The sequence below is a fragment of the bacterium genome (assembly GCA_020444325.1).
Lineage (GTDB): Bacteria > Bacteroidota > Ignavibacteria > SZUA-365 > SZUA-365 > BM516.
In genome coordinates, this window is sequence record JAHLLD010000004.1 from 325,488 (window position 1) to 345,785 (window position 20,298).

Annotated in this window: 7 protein-coding genes; all 7 read left to right on the top strand. The window is 56.6% G+C overall.

The window, feature by feature from the left end; all coding sequences use genetic code 11:
- Positions 1–84: 84 nt before the first annotated feature.
- The gene (locus tag KQI65_08070; protein ID MCB2204690.1) at positions 85–2,151 is read left to right on the top strand and encodes a histidine kinase; all 2,067 of its coding nucleotides are present in this window, start codon (positions 85–87) and stop codon (positions 2,149–2,151) included.
- A gap of 1 nt (position 2,152) precedes the next feature.
- Positions 2,153–3,646 carry a response regulator gene (locus tag KQI65_08075; GenBank protein MCB2204691.1) on the top strand — a complete coding sequence of 498 codons (1,494 nt, stop codon included), beginning with the start codon at positions 2,153–2,155 and terminating at the stop codon, positions 3,644–3,646.
- A 211-nt stretch (positions 3,647–3,857) separates the two neighbouring features.
- Complete coding sequence (locus tag KQI65_08080) at positions 3,858–6,497, top strand: T9SS type A sorting domain-containing protein (GenBank protein MCB2204692.1); 2,640 nt, start codon at positions 3,858–3,860, stop codon at positions 6,495–6,497.
- A gap of 125 nt (positions 6,498–6,622) precedes the next feature.
- Complete coding sequence (locus tag KQI65_08085) at positions 6,623–8,959, top strand: IgGFc-binding protein (GenBank protein MCB2204693.1); 2,337 nt, start codon at positions 6,623–6,625, stop codon at positions 8,957–8,959.
- 189 nt (positions 8,960–9,148) lie between these two features.
- Positions 9,149–12,427 (top strand): SpoIIE family protein phosphatase, encoded by a 3,279-nt coding sequence (locus KQI65_08090; GenBank protein MCB2204694.1) that lies wholly within the window; start codon positions 9,149–9,151, stop codon positions 12,425–12,427.
- Positions 12,428–12,630: 203 nt separating this feature from the next.
- The gene (locus KQI65_08095) at positions 12,631–14,262 is read left to right on the top strand and encodes a hypothetical protein (protein MCB2204695.1); all 1,632 of its coding nucleotides are present in this window, start codon (positions 12,631–12,633) and stop codon (positions 14,260–14,262) included.
- Positions 14,246–20,236, top strand: coding sequence for a hypothetical protein (locus KQI65_08100; GenBank protein ID MCB2204696.1), 5,991 nt, complete (start codon positions 14,246–14,248; stop codon positions 20,234–20,236). Before KQI65_08095 ends, KQI65_08100 begins: the two co-directional genes overlap by 17 nt.
- The last annotated feature ends 62 nt before the right edge of the window (positions 20,237–20,298 follow it).

Sequence of the window (20,298 nt, forward strand, 5' to 3'; positions counted from 1 at the left end):
GCCTCATTTCATTGTTTCGGACCCGATAGTTTGCGAATTTTGTAATGGAGGTCGGAGCGAGGAGAAAGGCAGGCGGATTGAACGATGAATTGTGTTGTTTCCACCATACCGGAACGCTGTAAACGCTGTTATTGCTGTGTGCGCGAGTGTCCGGCGAATGCGATACAGATACAGAACGGACAGGCGGTGGTGCTGTCCACGCGCTGCGTGGGCTGCGGAAACTGCCTGAAAGTGTGCACGCAGAACGCAAAGTCCGTGCGCGATGCCGCCGCGGTGATCAGTGAAGCATTTGCCGGTGACGCGAAGACAGAACGCGTGGCCTGCCTGGCGCCGTCCTTCCCGGCCGCGTTTCCCGGTGTTTCGCCCCTGAAAGTGATCGGGGCACTGCATGCGCTCGGCTTCACGCGGGTGGTGGAAGTGGCCTTCGGGGCGGATCTCGTCAGCCGCGCTTATCGCACGCATGTGGAGGAAAGTGACGACCCGGTGATCACCACACCGTGTCCCGCCATCGTCGAATACATCGAAAAGTACTACCCGCAGCTCATCCCCAACCTCGCCCCCATTGTCTCGCCCATGATCGCGGCGGGCAAGGTGATACGCCAGCGGTATGGGGACGATTCCCTCATCGCGTTTATCGGTCCCTGCATCGCCAAAAAGCTGGAAGTGCTCGACGACAACGTGGCCGGCGTGATCGACGAGGCGATGACCTTTGATGAAATGATACGTCTGTTGGAGGAAGCCGGGATCGATCCGGCGTCCTGTGAGGAGCGGGATTTCGATCCGCCGCATGCGGATCTGGGACAGATTTACCCGGTGTCGGGGGGACTCCTGAAGAGCGCGGGCATCAGCGATGATGTGATGGATACGGAAACCATCGTGGTCGAGGGACGGCAGCGCTGCCTGAACATGATCACGGAAATCGCGCAGGGCAAGGTCAACAGCAAACTCATTGATATCCTCTTCTGCGAAGGCTGCATCTGCGGACCGGGAATGACCTCGCCGCTCAACCATTTCGAAAAACGGGAATGCATCATCGGCTGGGTGAAATCCCGCCGCAGGGAAATGGACTTCGCGGCGTGGGAACGCGACATGGCGGAATTCACAGCGATGGATCTGCGCCGCGGCTTTACGCCGCATCCCGTCCAGGAACGTATGCCTGAAGAGGAGGAAATCGTACCCATCCTCATGTCCATGGGCAAGGGCGAAACCCGAAATCAGCTCAACTGCGGCGCCTGCGGCTATGAGAGCTGCCGCGCACTGGCGGCGGCCGTCGCCCAGGGCATCGCGGAAAAGGAAATGTGCCTGCAGTACACTATCGACAATCTCGAGCGTTCGCATCGCGAACTCGCCGAGGCACAGGCGCAGCTTATTCACAGCGAGAAGCTGGCGAGTGTGGGACAACTGGCGGCGGGCGTGGCGCATGAGATCAACAATCCCCTCGGGACCATCGTCCTTTACTCGCATCTCCTCCTCAAACAGCTGCAGGAAATCGATCCCGCGAAAGAGGACATACAGTTCATCATTGCCGAAGCGGAGCGCTGCCGCAACATCGTCGGCAGTCTGCTGAATTTCGCGCGGCAGGGGAAGCTGGAAGTCGCCGCGTGTTCGGTCGACGATCTGCTCGAGACTGTCGTGTCCAGCGTGGAAAAACGCGAGGAATTCCGCGGCGTCATGGTGGAGCTGCAGCACAGCGACGCGCTTCCCACGCTGCATGTCGATGCAAATCAGCTGCGGCAGGTGCTGCTCAATCTTGTGATGAACGCCTGCGAAGCCATGCCCGATGGGGGAACCCTGCGCATTGCATGTTCGCAGGGGGACTCCCCGCGCGAACTGCGCATTCGCATCAGCGATACCGGTATTGGCATTCCCGAAGAAAACATTTCCCGCCTGTTTACGCCGTTTTTTACGACGAAGCAGATCGGGAAGGGGACGGGACTCGGACTCCCTATCGCCTACGGCATCGTGAAGCTGCATCATGGACGCATCGATGTGGAGAGCACGCCGGGTGAGGGAACCGTATTCACCATCACCATTCCGACGGACTTGCGTGACTATCCCTCGGCGGGACAAATGACGCCGCGTGAACTGGCGTCTGCGCTTTCCGCATCATCCGCACCCTCGACACCATCCTCGCTGCATCTCGCGAAATGACATGGAAGAACAGAAACCACAGCTGCTCGTAGTTGATGACGAACTCGGGATGCGCGAAGGCATCCGGCGCATTTTCAGTATGGAGGGATATGACGTCACCGTGGCCGAAAACGGCACCGACGGCATCGCCCGCGGCAGCGAACGCGAGTTCGACGTCGCCCTCATTGATCTCAAGATGCCGGACATGGATGGCGTGAGCGTCCTGCGCCGCCTGCGCGAAATCTATCCCGACACCGAGTACATGATCATCACCGCGTTTGCGGGCATCGATACCGCCGTGGAAGCAACCCGCCACGGGGCGTACACCTATATCCCGAAGCCCTTCACGCCCGATCAGATCGTTTTCGAAGTCAACCGTGCGCTCGGCAAGCGTCGGCTCACGCTCGAAACCCGCGAGCTGCGCGCAGAGCAGGAACGCCGCCTGCTGGAAATCAGCCAGGAAAAGAGCCGTCTGCGCACCATCATCAATGCCATCGACGACGCAGTCTTCGTCACCAATCTCGAAGATGAAATCGTGCTGGCCAATCCGCAAACCCGTGCGCTGTTCGATTTCCCGGCATCCATTCGGGCGGGTGACAAGATTACCGACATCCTGCCCGCCGAGGTCATCGACCTCATCCATGAGGCGCAGGAGAAAGTGCGGCAGGATATCGAACTCGTCTCGCATGAATGGGAAATGCGTCCCAACCTCGAACTCGTCGTGCAGATGAAAACCGCACCGGTGAAAGACGGCGGCGGAGACATCCTCGGTTTCGTGACCACGATACAGGACGTCACGCAGCTCAAGCGGCTCGACATGCAGAAATCCCAGTTCGTGTCCATGGTCGCCCATGAGCTCAAAGCCCCCGTTGCCGCGGTGAGCGGCTACCTTGAAAACATGAACGAACGTCTGCTGGGCGACGATATCGCGGCGTACGGCAAGATGATCGGCCGTTCGCGCGAGCGCCTGCAGGCACTCATTGACCTGGTCAACGACCTGCTCAATATCAGCCGCCGCGATCTCGGCACCGTCCGCCGTGAAGTGGTAGCCGTGGATATCCGCGAAGTGTCCGCCCGCGTACACGAGCTGCTGCAGGGAGAAATGCAGCAGCGCACCCTGCGTTTCGTGACCGCGTTCGAAGACGATCTCCCCACCGTCGACGTCGACCGTGAGGAGATTACCCGCGTCCTTACCAACCTCATCAGCAACGCCATCAAGTACAACCGCGAAGGCGGCAGCATCACCGTGCGCGCACGCGCCGAAGACAGCGCACTGCGCATCGAAGTCGCCGACAGCGGCATCGGCATGACCGAGGAAGAGCGCGGCATGCTTTTCCGGCAGTTTTACCGCGTCAAGAACGACGACACCCGCAGTATCCCGGGTACGGGACTCGGACTCTCCATCGTCAAGCAGGTGGTCGACTCCTACCACGGCAGCATTCACGTTGAAAGCCACCGCGGCGAAGGCAGCACCTTCATCCTGCGCCTCCCCCTCCACGCCGTCGAGGCGGAATAAACCGCTCAAGCTCACGGGAATATGCAGTTTCTGCATATTTCCGTCCTCCCGGCCGTTGTGAATATGCACTTTCTGCATATGGTTCGACCCGGATCACAAGAAATTACCCGGCACCTTTGCAAATGCGATATTGACATCTCGTACGGAATGTATTATGTTCTTCCACAAGAGCAGTGTTCTTATGGACTGATGTACACCTGGGGGACGAAAAATGAACGCGCCATTGCAACACCATTCATGGTACGGAAATTGCTCTCTCTCTCATGGGAGTGACAGAGCCAAACGTCGCGGCAACCAATCCTCAGAGAAAAACGACTTCAGCGAACTACACGAGTTGACGCGCAGCAGGAAATATGGGAGCCTCTGCCTGCTCACTTCAATCCTTTTCCTCTCGCTGCTCATCACAACAACTACCTTTGCCCAGCTCAACTTCGATCGTGGAAATGCGGAAGTCATCGTTCGGAATTCCACAGTTGACGTGCAGTCATTCTTCATAGTTCCGGTGAACCTGATATTCGATGATGAACTGGCGATAACACACCGATATAAAGGTGTGCATGATGGCTTCATTGTTCCCGGGTACGATTGGGGATTTGACGGTCCCTGGTCAGGCGACCCGGCTGCGGGAGATGTCGAGGATCAGAGAGATACCCTCGGGTGCAGTGATTATCAATTCTCAATCGGGTACTATTCATTTACGCTCAACCTGATCGATGCCAAATGGGGCGCGGGAACGGATGCCACAGTGTATACGATTCTTATCGATATTGAGTCTGCAAGTGCATGTACGATTTACCTCCGTTCTCCCGGGGCGCAGGGGAGTTGGAGCAGCGGGAAGAACATTTCCGATGGGGACTCTCTTACCTACTGGGACCTGGTCAAGGAACTGCATAACAGCAGCTACGTGCGTGAACGCACATCGTACAATGGTGAGACCTTTCATGTCGACGGGGATGACAATCTACTGCCGCTGCCGTCCATCTTCGTCGATGAAGCCTTTCTGGATGTGAATCTGGCAGTGCATACGGATATCGCCGTTCCCGAGCGGAAGGTCCTTCTCATAGAAGGATTTGACGAAGGGTTGTCGGGCAATTCAGACACAGAGCTCACCTTCGATGCTTCGACAGGGATGGATGTGTACGGTTCACTCCGCACGGGACAAACCACGTACCGCAATAGCTACATCTACTGTACCTCTGCGGAATCCACTCCCGCGCCAGGAGACTGGCGTGGTATTCACTGCGATGGGGCGACACAACTCTGGTTAAATCGCCTGTCCGTGGGCTACGCCTCGACCGGTCTCTATCTCGATGAATGCGAGGATGTCGAAACGTACAGTTCCGTGTTTTTCCAGAATTCATTTGCAGGTCTGAGGATGGGTGGGGGCTCCGGTATCCATCAGGCATTGCGTTGTACGGGCAACGGCTCGCACGGAATACTCCTTGAGGATACCGATGCAGAAATTCATGATGCATTGATCATTGGAACAAGCGGTGGATCAGGCATCGCCGTGGGTGCGGGAGCGACAGCAAGGCTCTACCAGTGTGAGAGCTTGTACAATGGCGCGAACGGCATTTCCGTCGCGGGCGGTTCGTCGGTAATCGTCGATTCCTCTGCGTTGGATTACAATGTTCAAATCGCAGGGGGACCCTATGCAGGCGTATATGGATTCTACAATGATACATGGATCACTCTTCGACACAGTACTGTGGTGGGGCAGTATATGGGTGTCTGCCTCCTGTACGCACGGCTGAAAGGATATGAGTCCGACGACACACTGGCAAGGAACTGTATAGGAGAGAATGATTACAATCTCTACGGGTATTATGGGACCTGGGAATTCGCCCGCGATCACCCCATATCTGGCGTCCCGCACTACTATGGCGGTGAAAACTCGATCTACGACCCGGTGACACTGCAGGGGTGGTTTCAATACTCCACGGCCTATTTGCAGCGTAACTACTGGGATGGAAATACGATTTTTGACGTGGACAATTCCAACGTCGTTACCGTCGATGCATTGACGGCCGATTCGGTGGGTTGCATTTACGAGAGAGGACCTGCGTCTCCATCCAAGGAATGGAATATGGGCCCCGCGGCCACATACGCTTCATGGGAAGCACTGACCGTAGATTCCCTGCGCAGCCTGTTGAGCAGCAGTATCGCTGCGCTCACTCCCCAGGATATCGCGGTGGGCTTCGGCCTTGTCAGGCGGAAATCCTCTCCCACGGTCGCGGAAGCGTTCTACAAACAGGCGATTGCGTCAAGCACGCGCCCTGAAGTCAGGCAGCAGGCCTGGCGTTTCCTGGCCAGCCTCGGCATGGATGCTGATGACTGGAGTGGCGCTTCTCAGTCGTTGCAGGCAATGGCGCTGCAGTGCAACTGGGGTGATGAAGGCTACCGTTCTTCCCAGGCGATGGCGGCCCTGACGATGCACTGGGGCGGGGCGACAGCCGCGGCGCTTGCCAGTCTTGATACCCTCCTCAGGAGCTTCCCGGGTGATCGTGACCTCGTGATGGTGGAAAACTGGATCGGCGGGAACGCGATGAGTGCCTCTCCGAAGCAGGGCGGCATGCTGCCGACGGAAGAGGGATATGAACTGCACATCCCGCATCCGAATCCGTTCACCACGACGACGACGGTCGGCTTTTCGCTGCCAGAATCACGGCACGTGAGAGTGAGCGTGTACGACATGAGTGGACGCGAAGTGCAGTGTCTTGCAGATGGAATGTATCCGGCCGGGACGACGCAACTGCAGTTCAAGCGCGGTGACCTGCCAAGCGGAATGTACCTTGTGCGTTTGACCGCGGGCAATGTTGCGCGGACGCGCATGATGCATCTCCTGAAGTAATCAACCCTGATCCAGCGATACTGGTCGCCGTCACCTCGCACGACGGAAGTCGGACAACGGGTGACGGCGGCCGCAAAATATGCAGGAAGCTTCGAATTTTTCGTCATCGGTTTCGGAGAAATAGCATGAGACATTGCGTCGTTGTTCTGCCCCTGATGCTCATCCTGGCGGTGGGCTCCGTACCCGGGGAAGTGTTTGCACAGCATGGCATCATGACGATGACAAGAGGACGCGTGACGGCGGTACTCGACACTTACAGTGGACGTTTCTCTGCGCGTACCTCGGACGGACGCTCCCTGCTGTTCGCCGCCGAAATGGGCCTGACCTCGCATATCAGCGTCGTTATTGGGGACAGCATTTACACGAATTACACCAAATCACAGATGAAGGTGCCGGCCCCGCAGGTCAATCTTGGCCGCGGGATTGCAGAGCAGGGATCGGATCGCTTACGTTACGTCTGGGAGCTGAAAAGGGGGACCGGTTCCGTGCGTATCATCCAGGAACTCGAACCGGTTTCCGACAGCAGCTACCAGGAAGTACGAGTGCATCTCATCGTGGAAAACGCAACAGGCGCAACGCTGCAGGTGGGTATGACGGTTATGGAGGACCTCGACGCGGATGGAGACGATAATGTTCCGCTCCGTGATATGATGACGGTGGTCGACCGTGAGCGCGCATTCACCGAGCAGAATATCCCGGAACGGCTTGTGATGCATTCACAGGCTTTTCTGCCGGACTCGGCCGGTTGCCGTATTCTGGGTCCGGCTCTGACAAGGCCCGATATCGTGACAGCGGGCCGTTGGATGTATGATAGTTGGCTGGGCACTGCCGTGTACGGCTACAGGGCAACGGATCGGCCGTTGCTCGATGTCGCCGTCCTTCTGCAATGGAACAGCGGGCTGCTTCGTCCGGGTGAGAAACGACACGAGACCACGGCCGTCGGCCTGCTTGTGCCGCCAGTCCCGGGACCGGGTCCGACGACATTTGCGAAGGAATTTGTGGTCCCATTTATTCCCAGCGAGGCCGTGCTCAGTATTGTGACGGATTCCTCAACAATTGTGCGTGTTTCCATGCCGTACAACGACGCCTGGTATGAAGCTGACAAAGCGCAGGGTGGGCGCTGGGATACTACGGTGACCGTGACACCCGGTCATGCGGTCTCCGTCTATCTGCATCCATATATGGTTGGCGATCATAAAAAGGTGAAGGACTCCGTTTCATACTACCGGATGGGGTTTGCCACCGTGAGAGCGGAAAAGGAAGTCGGAGCGTTCATCCGTCATGTCGGTGTGCGTTCATTCGACGGGGCTCTTGTCTGGCCTGTCACCTGGTGGGATTCGCTGTATCTCAATCATGGATTTATGCGGCATGGACAAGCAATTGTTCACGGAAATGACTCCGAAATGACGGTGCAGCTTGATGCGACGATTGTGTACGGGATATATTTCTATCGACAATGGTATGAATGGCCAACCTGGGGGGTTCCGCCAGGAAGTTCGAGTTTGATCGCATTGCCCCCAGGAGGATCACTGAATTACTATGCTAGTAGCGGTGGGGTGTTCGATCACTGGGACCGGTCCTATCTACCCGATGGAGATTTGACTGTTGGTGGTGCGGGAGATGTGATTGTCACCGACACGCCAGCGTGGATACCTGCAAGAATCTGGGCAAGCATTATTCCCGGGCATAATCCTTCAGGTACTCCTTCACTCGCGATGTCCTATCTGGATCACCCTTCCCGCAGACAGCTCGGGACGGAATACGTCTTTGTGCCCTTCCGGAAGAAAACCGCCCGCGTTCAGGATGACCTGCTGCGCATCATCGCCTACGAGGATGATACGGAGTTGACGTTGTTTGATGGCACGGCCTCAGTGCACCTGGACCGGTCCGAGTATCTTGATACCCTGATTTCCGTGCCAACCGTGCTGCGCTCGAACAAACCGGTGGCGGCGTATCAGCATCATCTCGATTGGTCATATCTCGGAAATGATACGATGTTTTTCGGAGGCGCTCTCACCCTGCTGCCACCGCATCTCTGGGGAAGGCGGTACTACGTGGTTACGAACGACGCGTATCAACCCAATGTCGCGCCGTTGCTGGATGAAAGCTGGCGCAGGTATCCGCCCGTATTCAAAAACCTCTATCTCATCATCGTGACCAGGAAGGAGCACAGACAGGGTATTGTTGTAGGCGATCTGCCGCTCGATCCTGCTTCCTTCACCGTATTCGGCGACTATGCCTTTACCTGCGTCGACATTCAACCGGGCTACACTGTTGTCTACGGTGCTGCTCCGCTGCTCACTGTGGCGTGTGGTGGTGGAGTCGGTCACCCAGCGACACCAGTGTATGGTCCCCGGTTTTTCAACATGTCTCATATTCCACCGTTCAACAGCAAGAGCGGACCACCGGTCATACCTCACGGGGAATCCGACAACTGGGAGCCCCGTGATGCGAAGGAGTGAATCCCCTCACGGAGTTTCTCACCGCAGAAATATGCACGTTGTGCATATTTTCCAGGTTCCGTTGACTGTCTGACGCATCGAATCGGTGTCGCTGAGCCGTTTGCAGGCTGATTTTATGCAGTTTCTGCATAAAATTTGCATCCCATCGTTCCCCGGATATATTTTGCGATATCTATCAATTGTGGATACATGATCGCATTTATCCGGAAATATGTGTGGATAATTGCCGTTCTGCTTTTGCTGCCCGCGTTCGCTTCTGGACAGACGCGGGAGTATCAGTCCATGCGGCTCGAACGGCTGGATATCACGGACGGACTGTCCCAGGGCATGGTATTCTGCATGTTCCAGGACAGCCGCGGCTTCATGTGGTTCGGGACGAAGGAGGGGCTCAATCGCTATGACGGACATGAGTTCGTAGTCTACAAGAAAGTGCCGGGCGACAGTACGAGTCTGCCCGACAATTACGTGTTCGGCATTACCGAGGACACGCACGGCCGACTCTGGCTGGCGACGGTGGGGGCGGGTGTTGTGCTCTTCGAACCGAAAACCGAACGCTTTACGGAAGTGCCCCTGCAAAATCCGCGCACCGGACGTGCCCTGCAGACGGTTGACGATGTCGACATTGACGGGAAGGGACGCGTGTGGGTTTCCGCACATATGGTGCGGCTGTTCTGCCTGGATGCGACGCGGAAGACGGTCGAGGAAATCCGCGCCAGCGTCAAGTATCTCGGTCCCTTTCGCCAGGAGGAGACGCAGGAAGTCAATCGGCTGCAGCGGGATGCTTCCGGCCGACTGCTGCTGCTGAGCGATGAAGGACTTTTCATGCTTGATGAAAAGCAGGACCGCTGGCAGTTGCTGGTGGACTGGGCTCGCTACTTCGGATACAGCGTCAAGGTCGGCCGTTTCAATAATGCGGTCGTATGTGATGACGGCAGTATCTGGGTGTGTTCGACCGAAGGACCCGCTTCCCACATCCTGCATTTCAGTCCCGATGGCAAAACGCTGCTGCGGCGCATGCAACTCGAGATCGACGGTCACCCCATTCTCGTGCGCGATATCGCCGAGGGCAGTGACGGAGCGATGTACTTCCTCGACTTCGGCTACTTCATCCGCTACGACAGGGAGTCTGACACCTATATCGCGGGCGCGGCCAACAGGAATGCGCATGGCGGCTATACCGGTTTCGGGAATCACCTGTTCACCGACAGGAGCGGAATTCTCTGGGTGAGCACCAGTGGGTATGGACTCAACACCTTCGATCCGCTCACCCTCGCTTTCGAGTCACACACCGGGGATATCAATTTCGCACTGTTCGGAAAAGAACTGAGGGCATTCGACCGCGAGATCCGCAAGCGCACCAGCGGGGCGATGCGCATCGTCAACGATGTGTTCCCGCTACGTACCGCCGACGGCAGTGTGTGGTGTGGGACGCTGGATCATGGACTCTGGTATTACGATGCGGCTACGGGACAGACCCGGCAGTACGGCATGCGCAGCGGGGATCCCTACAGCTTTCTGATGATACGTCATTTTCGTCCTTTCGTCGACAGCCGAAAGCAACTGTGGCTCGGCAACAAGCATGGCATCACTAAACTGAATGCGGACACGGGGGAATGGACGTATTTCTGGTTCGACGGTGAGGAGCCGGATCTCACGCAGGCCGATGACTATATCACGGCGTATTTCGAGGCGAAAGACGGCAGCCTGTGGTTGGGGTGCAAGCTGCGGGGATTGACACATTTCATTCCTGAAACTGGCAGCTTTCGTCATTTTCTCTACGACGCGCATGATGCCGCATCAATCAGTCATAATCATGTGCTCACGATCGAGCCCGATCCGTATCAGCCCGAGCGTTATCTCTGGATCGGGACCGACGGTGGTGGACTCTGCCGCTTTGACATGGAACGAGAGTCCTTCGAACGCTACGGCACCGAAAGCGGACTCCCGAACCCCGTCGTCTATGGCATCCTCAGCGATGCTGACGGCGCGCTGTGGATGTCCACCAACGCAGGCATCAGCCGCTTCGATCCGCGCAGCGGCACCTTCCAGAATTACGACGAGCGTGATGGACTACAGGGCGCGGAGTTCAATCGGCAGCAGTACTACCGCGTTGGAAACAGGCTTGCATTCGGAGGGGTGAACGGCTACAATATCTTCGATCCGCGCAGAATCCACAACAACACCACGGTTCCGCCAGTGGTGATCACCGGTTTCCGCCTGTTCAATGATCGCGTGCATGTGCGAGATAGAAAAGCGCTACTGGAAACAGCGATGCCTTACGCGCGGACGATCAATCTGTCCCACACTCAGAACATGATCACGCTCGAATTTGCGGCACTGGATTTTCATGCGCCCGACCACAACAGGTATCGCTATCGGCTCGAGGGGCTCACTGACGGATGGATCGACGCAGGCACCGAACGCGTCGCCACGTTCACCAACCTGGATCCAGGGGAATACACCTTCCATGTTATCGGATCAAACAATCATGGCGTGTGGAATTCAACAGGAGCATCCATACGCATCGTGATCGAGCCCCCATGGTACATGACCAGCTGGGCATTCCTTCTTTATGCCGTCCTGATTATTGGCGCTCTTGTGAGTATCGACCGTCTGCAGAAACGCCGTGTCATCGCGCGTGAACGCGCGGAGTCCCGTGTCCGTGAAGCGCGACTGCGCGCGGAGGCAGCGGAACTCGAAGCGCGTGCCGTCCGAGCGGAGAATGAGCGCAAGCAGAAGGAGATGCAGGTGGCCTCGGTCATACAGCAGCGCGTGCTCCCGCAGCAACTGCCGAAAGTGCCGGGATATGACATCGCCGCGATCAACCTGCCCGCCGAAGAGATCGGAGGGGACTACTATGATTGTATTGTTCTGCCAGATGGACGCGTTCTCCTCGTCATCGCCGATGTCACCGGAAAGGGCGTTCCTGCCTCCTTGCTCGTCAACAGTCTGCACGCCGCACTGCACATGCATCTCGATCATGCGCTGAATATGTCGTCATTGGTGCAGCGACTCAACACCTTCCTCTACGAGTCTACGCCTCCGAATGCCTTCGTCACCTTCCAGATTGCCGTCCTTCATCCCGGCAGCGGGGAAGTGGAAGTCGTCAATGCCGGACACAATCCCGCCCTGCATCACCTCAACGGCAGCGTCGTCGAAACCGGTCATGGACGCCATCTCCCGCTGGGCTGCGTAGCGGCAACGAAGGGATACAGCAGCGAGCGGTATATGCTGCAACCCGGCGAGGGCATGATGCTGTTCACCGACGGCATTACCGAAGCGATGAACGCCAAACAAATACCATGGGGACAGGAGCATCTCGTCACGCTGCTCGACGGACACCGGGATCACAGCGCTGCCATGCTGCTGGGACTCGTCGTCGCTGAACTGCAGCAGTATGCCGAAGGTGCCGAACAGAGCGACGATATCACCGCCGTCTACTTCCGCAGGCGCAAGATTATTCCCTGACAGAAAAATGACTTGACCGCTTGTTTTTACATTCTGGTCGGGTTAAATTAGGATATACAAAATCCTATTTACATTGTTTGATCGTTCTGCCGAAGCCTGATAGTCGAAGCAGTACGCCATTAATGATACATGATTAACATCCAAGGTATCCGGTGACGCACCGGAAACGGATAGGTGTTTGCGCACCAGGAGGGGTCCTGCTGATGATGTGGCTCCTGACGGCAACCGGACAGGCACAGAACCTGTCGAATATCGGCGAGAACGATCCTTTCCGTCTCGGCGGTTCGGTATCCGCGCGCGGTGTACTGTACGAAGCGCAGAATATCGATCGCCGCCGGCAGCCCTTTTCCTGGGTGCTGAACGGTACGCTGAATCTCAACATCTATGACATGGATTTGCCCTTCAGTTTCACGTTCAGCGAGCAGGAGCGTGAATTCGCGCAGCCTTTCAATCAGTTCGGGGCGAGTCCGACCTACAAGTGGGTCAAAGGGCACGTCGGCTATCGTTCGATGACCTTTTCGCCGTACACGCTGGCGGGACATCAGTTTCTCGGCGCCGGAGTGGAGATGAATCCCGGTCTGCTGCGGCTTGGACTCATGTACGGACGTTTTCAGCGCGCTGTGGAGGAAGACACATCCTCGAACCGTTTCGTGCAGCCGGCCTATTCGCGCAGCGGATACAGTGCGAAACTGGGTGTGGGCAACAGCTCGAATTATTTCGATGTCATCATGCTCAAGGCAAAGGATGATGAGGCTTCCCTCCGGCGTGCGCCAACGGGAAGCCTGGTCCTTCCCGGCGAAAACCTCGTACTCGGTATCGCGGGTACCACCGAACTGTTCGATGGATTCCGGCTCATGCTGGATGCTGCGGCCAGCGACTATACGCGTGATGTGCGTGCGTCAGCAATAGACGATCCGGACAATACGCATATCGAGGCGTTTGATGCGCTGAATAACAACCGGTCGTCAACGCAGTTTTACACCGCGGTGAAAGCCGGGGCGACATACAGTTATCAGCGCTTCAGTCTCGCGGCGAATTATACGCGCATCGACCCGGACTACCAGTCCATGGGCGCCTATCACATCACGAACGACCTGCAGAGCTTCGCGATCGCACCGCGTTTCGTGTTGCTGGAAGGACGTCTGCGCGTGAGTACCAACCTGACCTTCAGGCATGACAACCTGCAGAACAAAAAGCCCTACACGACCAGCCGTTTTATTCCCGTCGTCGCCATCAGTCTGCAGCCCGGCAGCAGCTTCGGTGTGGACCTGAATTACACCGATGTGTTCAGTACACAGTCGGACGGCTATCGTGCGGTCAACGACAGCCTGCGCCTTGATCAGCAAAACCCGATGATCATGCTGTCGCCGCGCTACAGTATCATCGGTGGTTCCGCATCACACACGTTTCTGCTTGGCGTGATGTATCAGACGCTGGTTGACAACAACGCGTTTACTTCCCGCTGGTCCGAATACAGCACGACGAATCTGAACCTGACCTACACGCTTGCGCTGACGAAAGCGCAGTTCTCCATGTCCGCCTCGGCAAACACCACACGCCTCGAAAACGCGGGCGGGACATACCGCAACAGCGGCGTCTCCGTCAACGCGAGTAAAGGATTGCTCGAACAGGCGCTGCGGCTGACTGCCGGAAGCGGTGTTTCCTTCCATGCGACAGGTGAGACCGTCACCGGAACACTGGGCGCGCGCTACGCACTGCAGAAGCGGCATTCGTTTACCGCCACGTTGAACATCGTCAACTCGTCCGCCGGCTACTATGCACAAGAGAGATTTTCCGAATACACACTGGTTCTTGGCTATGCGTATACATTCTAGACTTCTTCGCTCCTTGACGGGACTCCTGCTCCTGCCGCTGTTTGTGGCGATCGTGCTGCTGTTCCCCGCCGGTTCGCTGCATGCGCAGACGGACATCAACGTCACCACGCAGGTGCTGCCTCCTTACTCGCCGTATCTGTCGGACTATGTGACGATAGAAAACAAGGTGGTGATAACGCTGGTGAACACAACGCCCGCGCCGAAAAACGTGCGCCTGATCGGCCGCATCGAAGGCGGGAACAATATCACCATCACCATCCCGCAGAATTACATTCCCCCCCAGGGCATTCAACTCGGTCCCAACGAGGCCCGCGCGCTCATGGGTGCGGAACTGGCGGATTATCTCAATCCCGACATCCTGCAGTTCCAGGGGATCAGCAAGGCGGAGGTTGTGCAGGGCAACGGATTGCCGGAAGGGGATTACAGTTTCTGCGTGCAGGCGGTGGATTATCAGAACGGCACGCCGCTGTCGCTTCCCGCTCCCTCGGGGTGCGCGTATTTCAGTATTACGCACTTTGAGCCGCCTGAAATTCTGCAGCCCACATGCAATCAGGCCACGATGGCCTCGAGTCCGCAAAACCTCGTGATGAGCTGGACCATTCCCGCGGGCGCGCCGCCGCAGAACATCGAGTACGTCCTCACCATGACGGAAATGTTTCCGCAGGATATCGATCCGAACCAGGCCGTGCTTGCGGCGACGGATCCCCCTTTCTTCCAGGTCGTTGTGCAGAGCAACAGCTTTCTCTACGGTCCCAACGCTCCGCAGCTCGAGTCCGGCAAGCGCTATGCCTGGCGCGTCACCGCGCGCGAACGTCTCGGCTCCCCGAAAATGCTGTTCAAGAACAACGGACACAGCGGCGCCTGCTACTTCCTCTGGCAGGAGGGACAGCTGGTCGAAAACCAGGGTGAGGAAGAAGATGAAGAGGATGTCGACATCGACGAGCAATACGCCGAGGATTGCGATGTGCTCAACTGCGCACCGCAGCCGCTGGCCACGGGACCCGCTTCCAACAAAACCTACAAGGTTGGCGACGAAGTGCAGATCGGCTATTTCGTCATGACGATCACCAGCCTGTCGAATCCCTCCGCATCCGGACTGAGCGGCGAGGGCACCATCGATGCTCCGATTTTCCATACGCAGCTGAAGACGACATTCCAGGGATTGCAGGTGAACGCCGAGAACAAGGTGTTCAACGGCAACGTCAACGGTGCGTATGATCCCGGTTCGCAGGTGAACCAGGCGATGAAGGATTTCTCAAACAATATGGACCAGATCACGGGCGAAGCGGTGAAGTCCGTCTCCGATTTCGTGAAAGGGGGACAGAAGTACGTCGAGAATTTCGTGGATATGAATGTGCAGGGACTGCCGTTCGCATGGAGCAAGATGCTCTCGGGCGACGTGCAGCTCGTCAATATCGTCGCCGTGGAATTTGCGCCCGACGGCGCGCGGCTCAATGCCGTATTCGACATGCCCATCCCGGAAGCCAACAACAAAATTCTCGCCTTTGCGCAGAAGAACGTGTGTTTTCATCCGACGGGACTGAGTGTGGAGGGACTGCAGAAGCTCACCATGCTCGGCAACGACTACACCTTTGACTGGGGTCCCAGTGCCCAGTGCACAATCGAAGCAGCCGGTGGAAACAACGGCGGCACCTATGTCGCCTGGAATTGCGATGGCTTCCAGGAACTGCAGATCGAGGGGAATTTCGTATTCGACAATTCCATGATCGAGAAAGCCGAGGGCGGGGGACAGGTGACGGCCTCCTTCGTCTTCAACGGCTCGGCATGGGGCGACCTGCTCGGCGAAATCGACATGGATCCTTTCGTCATCGCCGGCATGCAGGGCATGGAAATGGATATCGATGAGGTCGTCCTCGATCTCTCCGACATCCGTAACCCACAGAACATTTCCTACCCCGAAGGCTACAACGGTACGCAGGGAATGGATTGGCGCGGCTTTTATTTTAAAAACATTACGCTCACTCTGCCCGACTATCTGAAGAAGGGGAATGAACCGGTGCAGATTTCACTGAGTAATGCGCTCATCAATAAGACAGGCTTCACCGGTGCCGTGACAGTGCAGCCGGTGTTCGAGACCGACGAAGGGAACCTTGGCGGCTGGGCGTTTTCCATCGACAAGTTTGAACTCGCCTTCGTCGACAACGCTCTCGTCAAGGGCGCATTCCAGGGTGAGCTGGAAATTCCCATTGCGAGTACCGGGCTCGGCTATTCCTGCTTGCTCAGCAACTCGAACCAGGGATTGCAGACAGAGTTCGAGGTCGAGAGCCTTGACGATATCGACGTGCCCATGTGGGGAGCGACGCTGACGCTGCAGGACGGCTCGGCGATCAGTGTGGAGACCGTACAGAATGACGTCACGGTGCAGGCCATACTCAGTGGTGAACTGACCATCGACAAGAGTTTCCCGGAGATGAAAAATGTCGCGGTGAAAATTCCCGACGTCGAATTCAAGGATCTGACCATACAGAACAAGAAGCCCTACGTGACTGCGGAGTATTTCAAATTCGCGAGTCCCGAGAAAAGCTTTGCCGGTTTCCCTGTCAGCATTGACGCGGGGGATGGCATCGGATTGCATTTCCAGGGTGATGACATGGTCGGACTCATGCTCGGTTTCCAGATCGGACTCGATGGCAACGGAGAGAGTGCGATCTCCGGTGGCACGAGCTTCACCATCTGGGGAAAAATGCAGATGGTCGACGGCAAGCAGAAATGGGTCATCGACAAGCCGCAGCTCAATTCCATCAACATCGAAGCCAGCGTTGCCGCCTGTGATATCATGGGCGAGATCAACCTGTACAGCGGCGACGAGAAATTCGGTGACGGCTTCCGCGGTGCGCTCAAGGTGACCTTCCGTCCCGTTGTCGAAGTCAGTGCCACTGTGCAGTTCGGCAGTACCACGTACAAAAACGGCGGCGAGCGCTACCGCTACTGGTATTTCGACGGGATGGCCCGTATTGGTACGGGTATTCCGATTTTCACAGGACTCGGTATTTACGGCATCGGCGGCGGCGCATGGTATCACATGAGCGCCACGAACGATGTGCCGGGCGCAGCTCAGCTGGAGGGAGACAAGGATAATGTCGATGGCTTCGACGTCGACAGTCCCGGCCAGACTTCTTCAGGTGTCGTGTACGAGCCCCGACCCGACATCGCCTTCGGTATGAAAGCGACAATTGTGCTGGGCACCATGCCCGAACCCAAGGCCTTCAATGGAGACATTACGCTGGAGATAGAATTCTTCGAAGGCGGGGGACTCAAGAAAGTCGGCTTCCACGGGAATGGGTATTTCGTGCAGGCGCTCGATCCGAAGAATCGTCCCGGCGAAGGCGCCGTGATCGTCGCAAGTGCGGATTTCGTATACGATAATGAATTCAAGCGCTTCGACGGACTCATATCCATCGCTTTCAATCTCAAGGCGGGTGACGCCGACCTGATAACCGGCGGCGGCGACGCGGCGTTTCACGTGAGCAAGGACAAATGGTTCATCAAATTCGGAACGCCTGATAGTCCGCTGCAGCTCAACGTGCTCGACCTGCTTGCGATCAAGACTTATCTCATGGCGGGTAAGAACAGCCTCGGACCGATGCCCGATCTGCCCACGAGTCCTGTCGACTATGCCTCTGAACTCCCGAGTTTCAACGAAGACAACCCGCGTGCTTCGGAGACGGAGAACGGTACCGGCTTCGCCATGGGACAGCAGCTGAGCATCGATACCGGGGAATTGAAATTCCTGATCTTCTATGCACAGCTGGTTATCGACTTCGGCTTCGACGTATCGATTCTCAAGACGAACGCTTACTGCGAGGAAGTCGGCGGCAAGATGGGATTCAATGGCTGGTATGCGACCGGACAGGTTTACACCGCCATCATTGCCGGGGTGGGAATCGACATCAATCTCTGGTTCGTGCAGAAGAAAATAGTCATCCTGGAGGTCGGGTTGATTGCCGCGCTCAAGGCGGGACTGCCGAAACCGACCTGGATGATGGGCGAGGTGAAGGGATATTACAATGTGTTTGACGGACTGCTCACCGGACATGTGAACTTCAAGTTCCGCACGGGGACGTACTGTAATCCGAACGAGGGTGATCCTTTTGAAGGACTCAAGGTGATCAGCGACGTTGTTCCAACAGGCACGGAGACCGATTGCTTTGCCTTCCCTGAAGCCGCGTTCAATCTCCCCGTCGGTACGGATAATGTCATTTCCGTCGAAATTATCGATGAGAACCAGGATCCCAAAACCGTGTCCTTCCGCTTTGAACTCAAGAAGTTCGAGATTCGCAAAGTGAACGGAAATCAGAAAGTCGCCGGCAGCTGGGCGAAGTACAACGACGATCTCACCGCGCAGTTTGAAGCAGAGGAAATGTTCGATGAACTCACGCAGTACCGCATCGACGTCGAAGTGTACGGCGACCGCAAGGTCAACGGGCAGTGGATACGCATCAAGGAATGCCAGGACTGTGAGAAGGATTACGTGGAAACCGAGACCGTGAATTTCACCACGGACAAAGCGCCTGAGAATTTCCGCAACGATCTGATCATCGAGACCGTGCCTGGACGCATGCAGCGCTACTTCCCAAAAGGCTCGACGGCGCAGGGCTTCATCAACTTCAAGCAGTATCCCTCGAACATCCCGCAGCTGCAGCCTGAGGATCCCGACTTCAAGTACAGCTATGTCGCCCGTTTCCAGGAAGTGAAATCCGGCAGCGAAGTGATTGGTACGACACCGATTCAGTGGGAGAACTCGGGAAGCTTCAAGGGTGTGAAATTCGGGCTCCCGTCACTCAAGCCCACGACACTGTACATCATCCAGATCGTGCGCAAGCGCGTGCCGAAAGGCGGTGGCGGCATGGTCAACAACATGAACATCAAGAGCAACGAACAGCAGAAGTCCGGCTCCAACTTTGAACAGAAGAAGTCGCCACAGTACCTCGGCAAGGGACAGTGGATGAAAGTGCGCCGATCGCGCTTCAACGCGATTCGTCTCGCGGACAACGAGTTCCTCGTCTACCAGCTTGCTTTCAAGACCAGCAAGTATCACACGTACGACAGCAAGCTGAAAGACTTCTACGACACGGTCGATAAGATGGAGCGTCGCTCGAGCAATCAGAACAGTCTCGCGTATAATTCCCTGGAAATCAGATTCAAGGGGGATGAGGCGTTCGATCCGTACGACATCAACGAGTACTCGTACAAGAAGGGCTCGATCACGCATTATGTGGAGCCTGCATTCAAGGCCGAGGCAAAGAATATCGAGGGCGGGAATCAGCCCTGGTGGGCATGGCTGCGGAACAAGTACTTCGAGTACAGCATGGACGATCAGTACATCAATTCCGTGTACATCAACTCGGATATGATGGGGCAGGGACTCAATCCCCGCACCCGCCGCGAGTATCCGAGCGCGGGCGCCTATCGGCCGGGAAGCCGCATCACGCATGACACCAGGCTGTCACAGGTGAAATTCCCGCTCTGGGCTACAGATCTCCGCTACACGGGCTCCGGTCCCAGCAACAAGCTCACCAACCAGGAAATCAACGCCGTGTACTGGAAGGATTATGTTCCACCCTCGCAGGGCAAGAGCATTGCCTCCAAGCTCAATTTCAAGACAGCAAAGGTGGTCAAGCTCAATCCCATGCTCAACATGGGCAACATGAACATCAAGCAGAACGAATTCCACTACCTGGTGCTGCGATATGACGTCCCTGCCGTGATCATGCGTGACCGCGATCTGATTGTGGACGAACTGATATACCGCTATAACACCAGCCTCATGCAGCATCCGCCATTCTGGAGCTTCATGAAGTACAACTGTCCCCCCGACATCGCAGACGATCTCGGCGTACAGAACCCGAATCACTGGTCGATGCGTTTCGGAAACGGGACGAAGATTCCCATAACGTTCCACGTGCGTGGCAAGAACTACGGAACCGACAGAACATATAATTTTAATCCTTGATCGATGATGGATATGCGAACACCATGCTGCGCAGGCAGCCTACGAAAAACATTCACCATTCT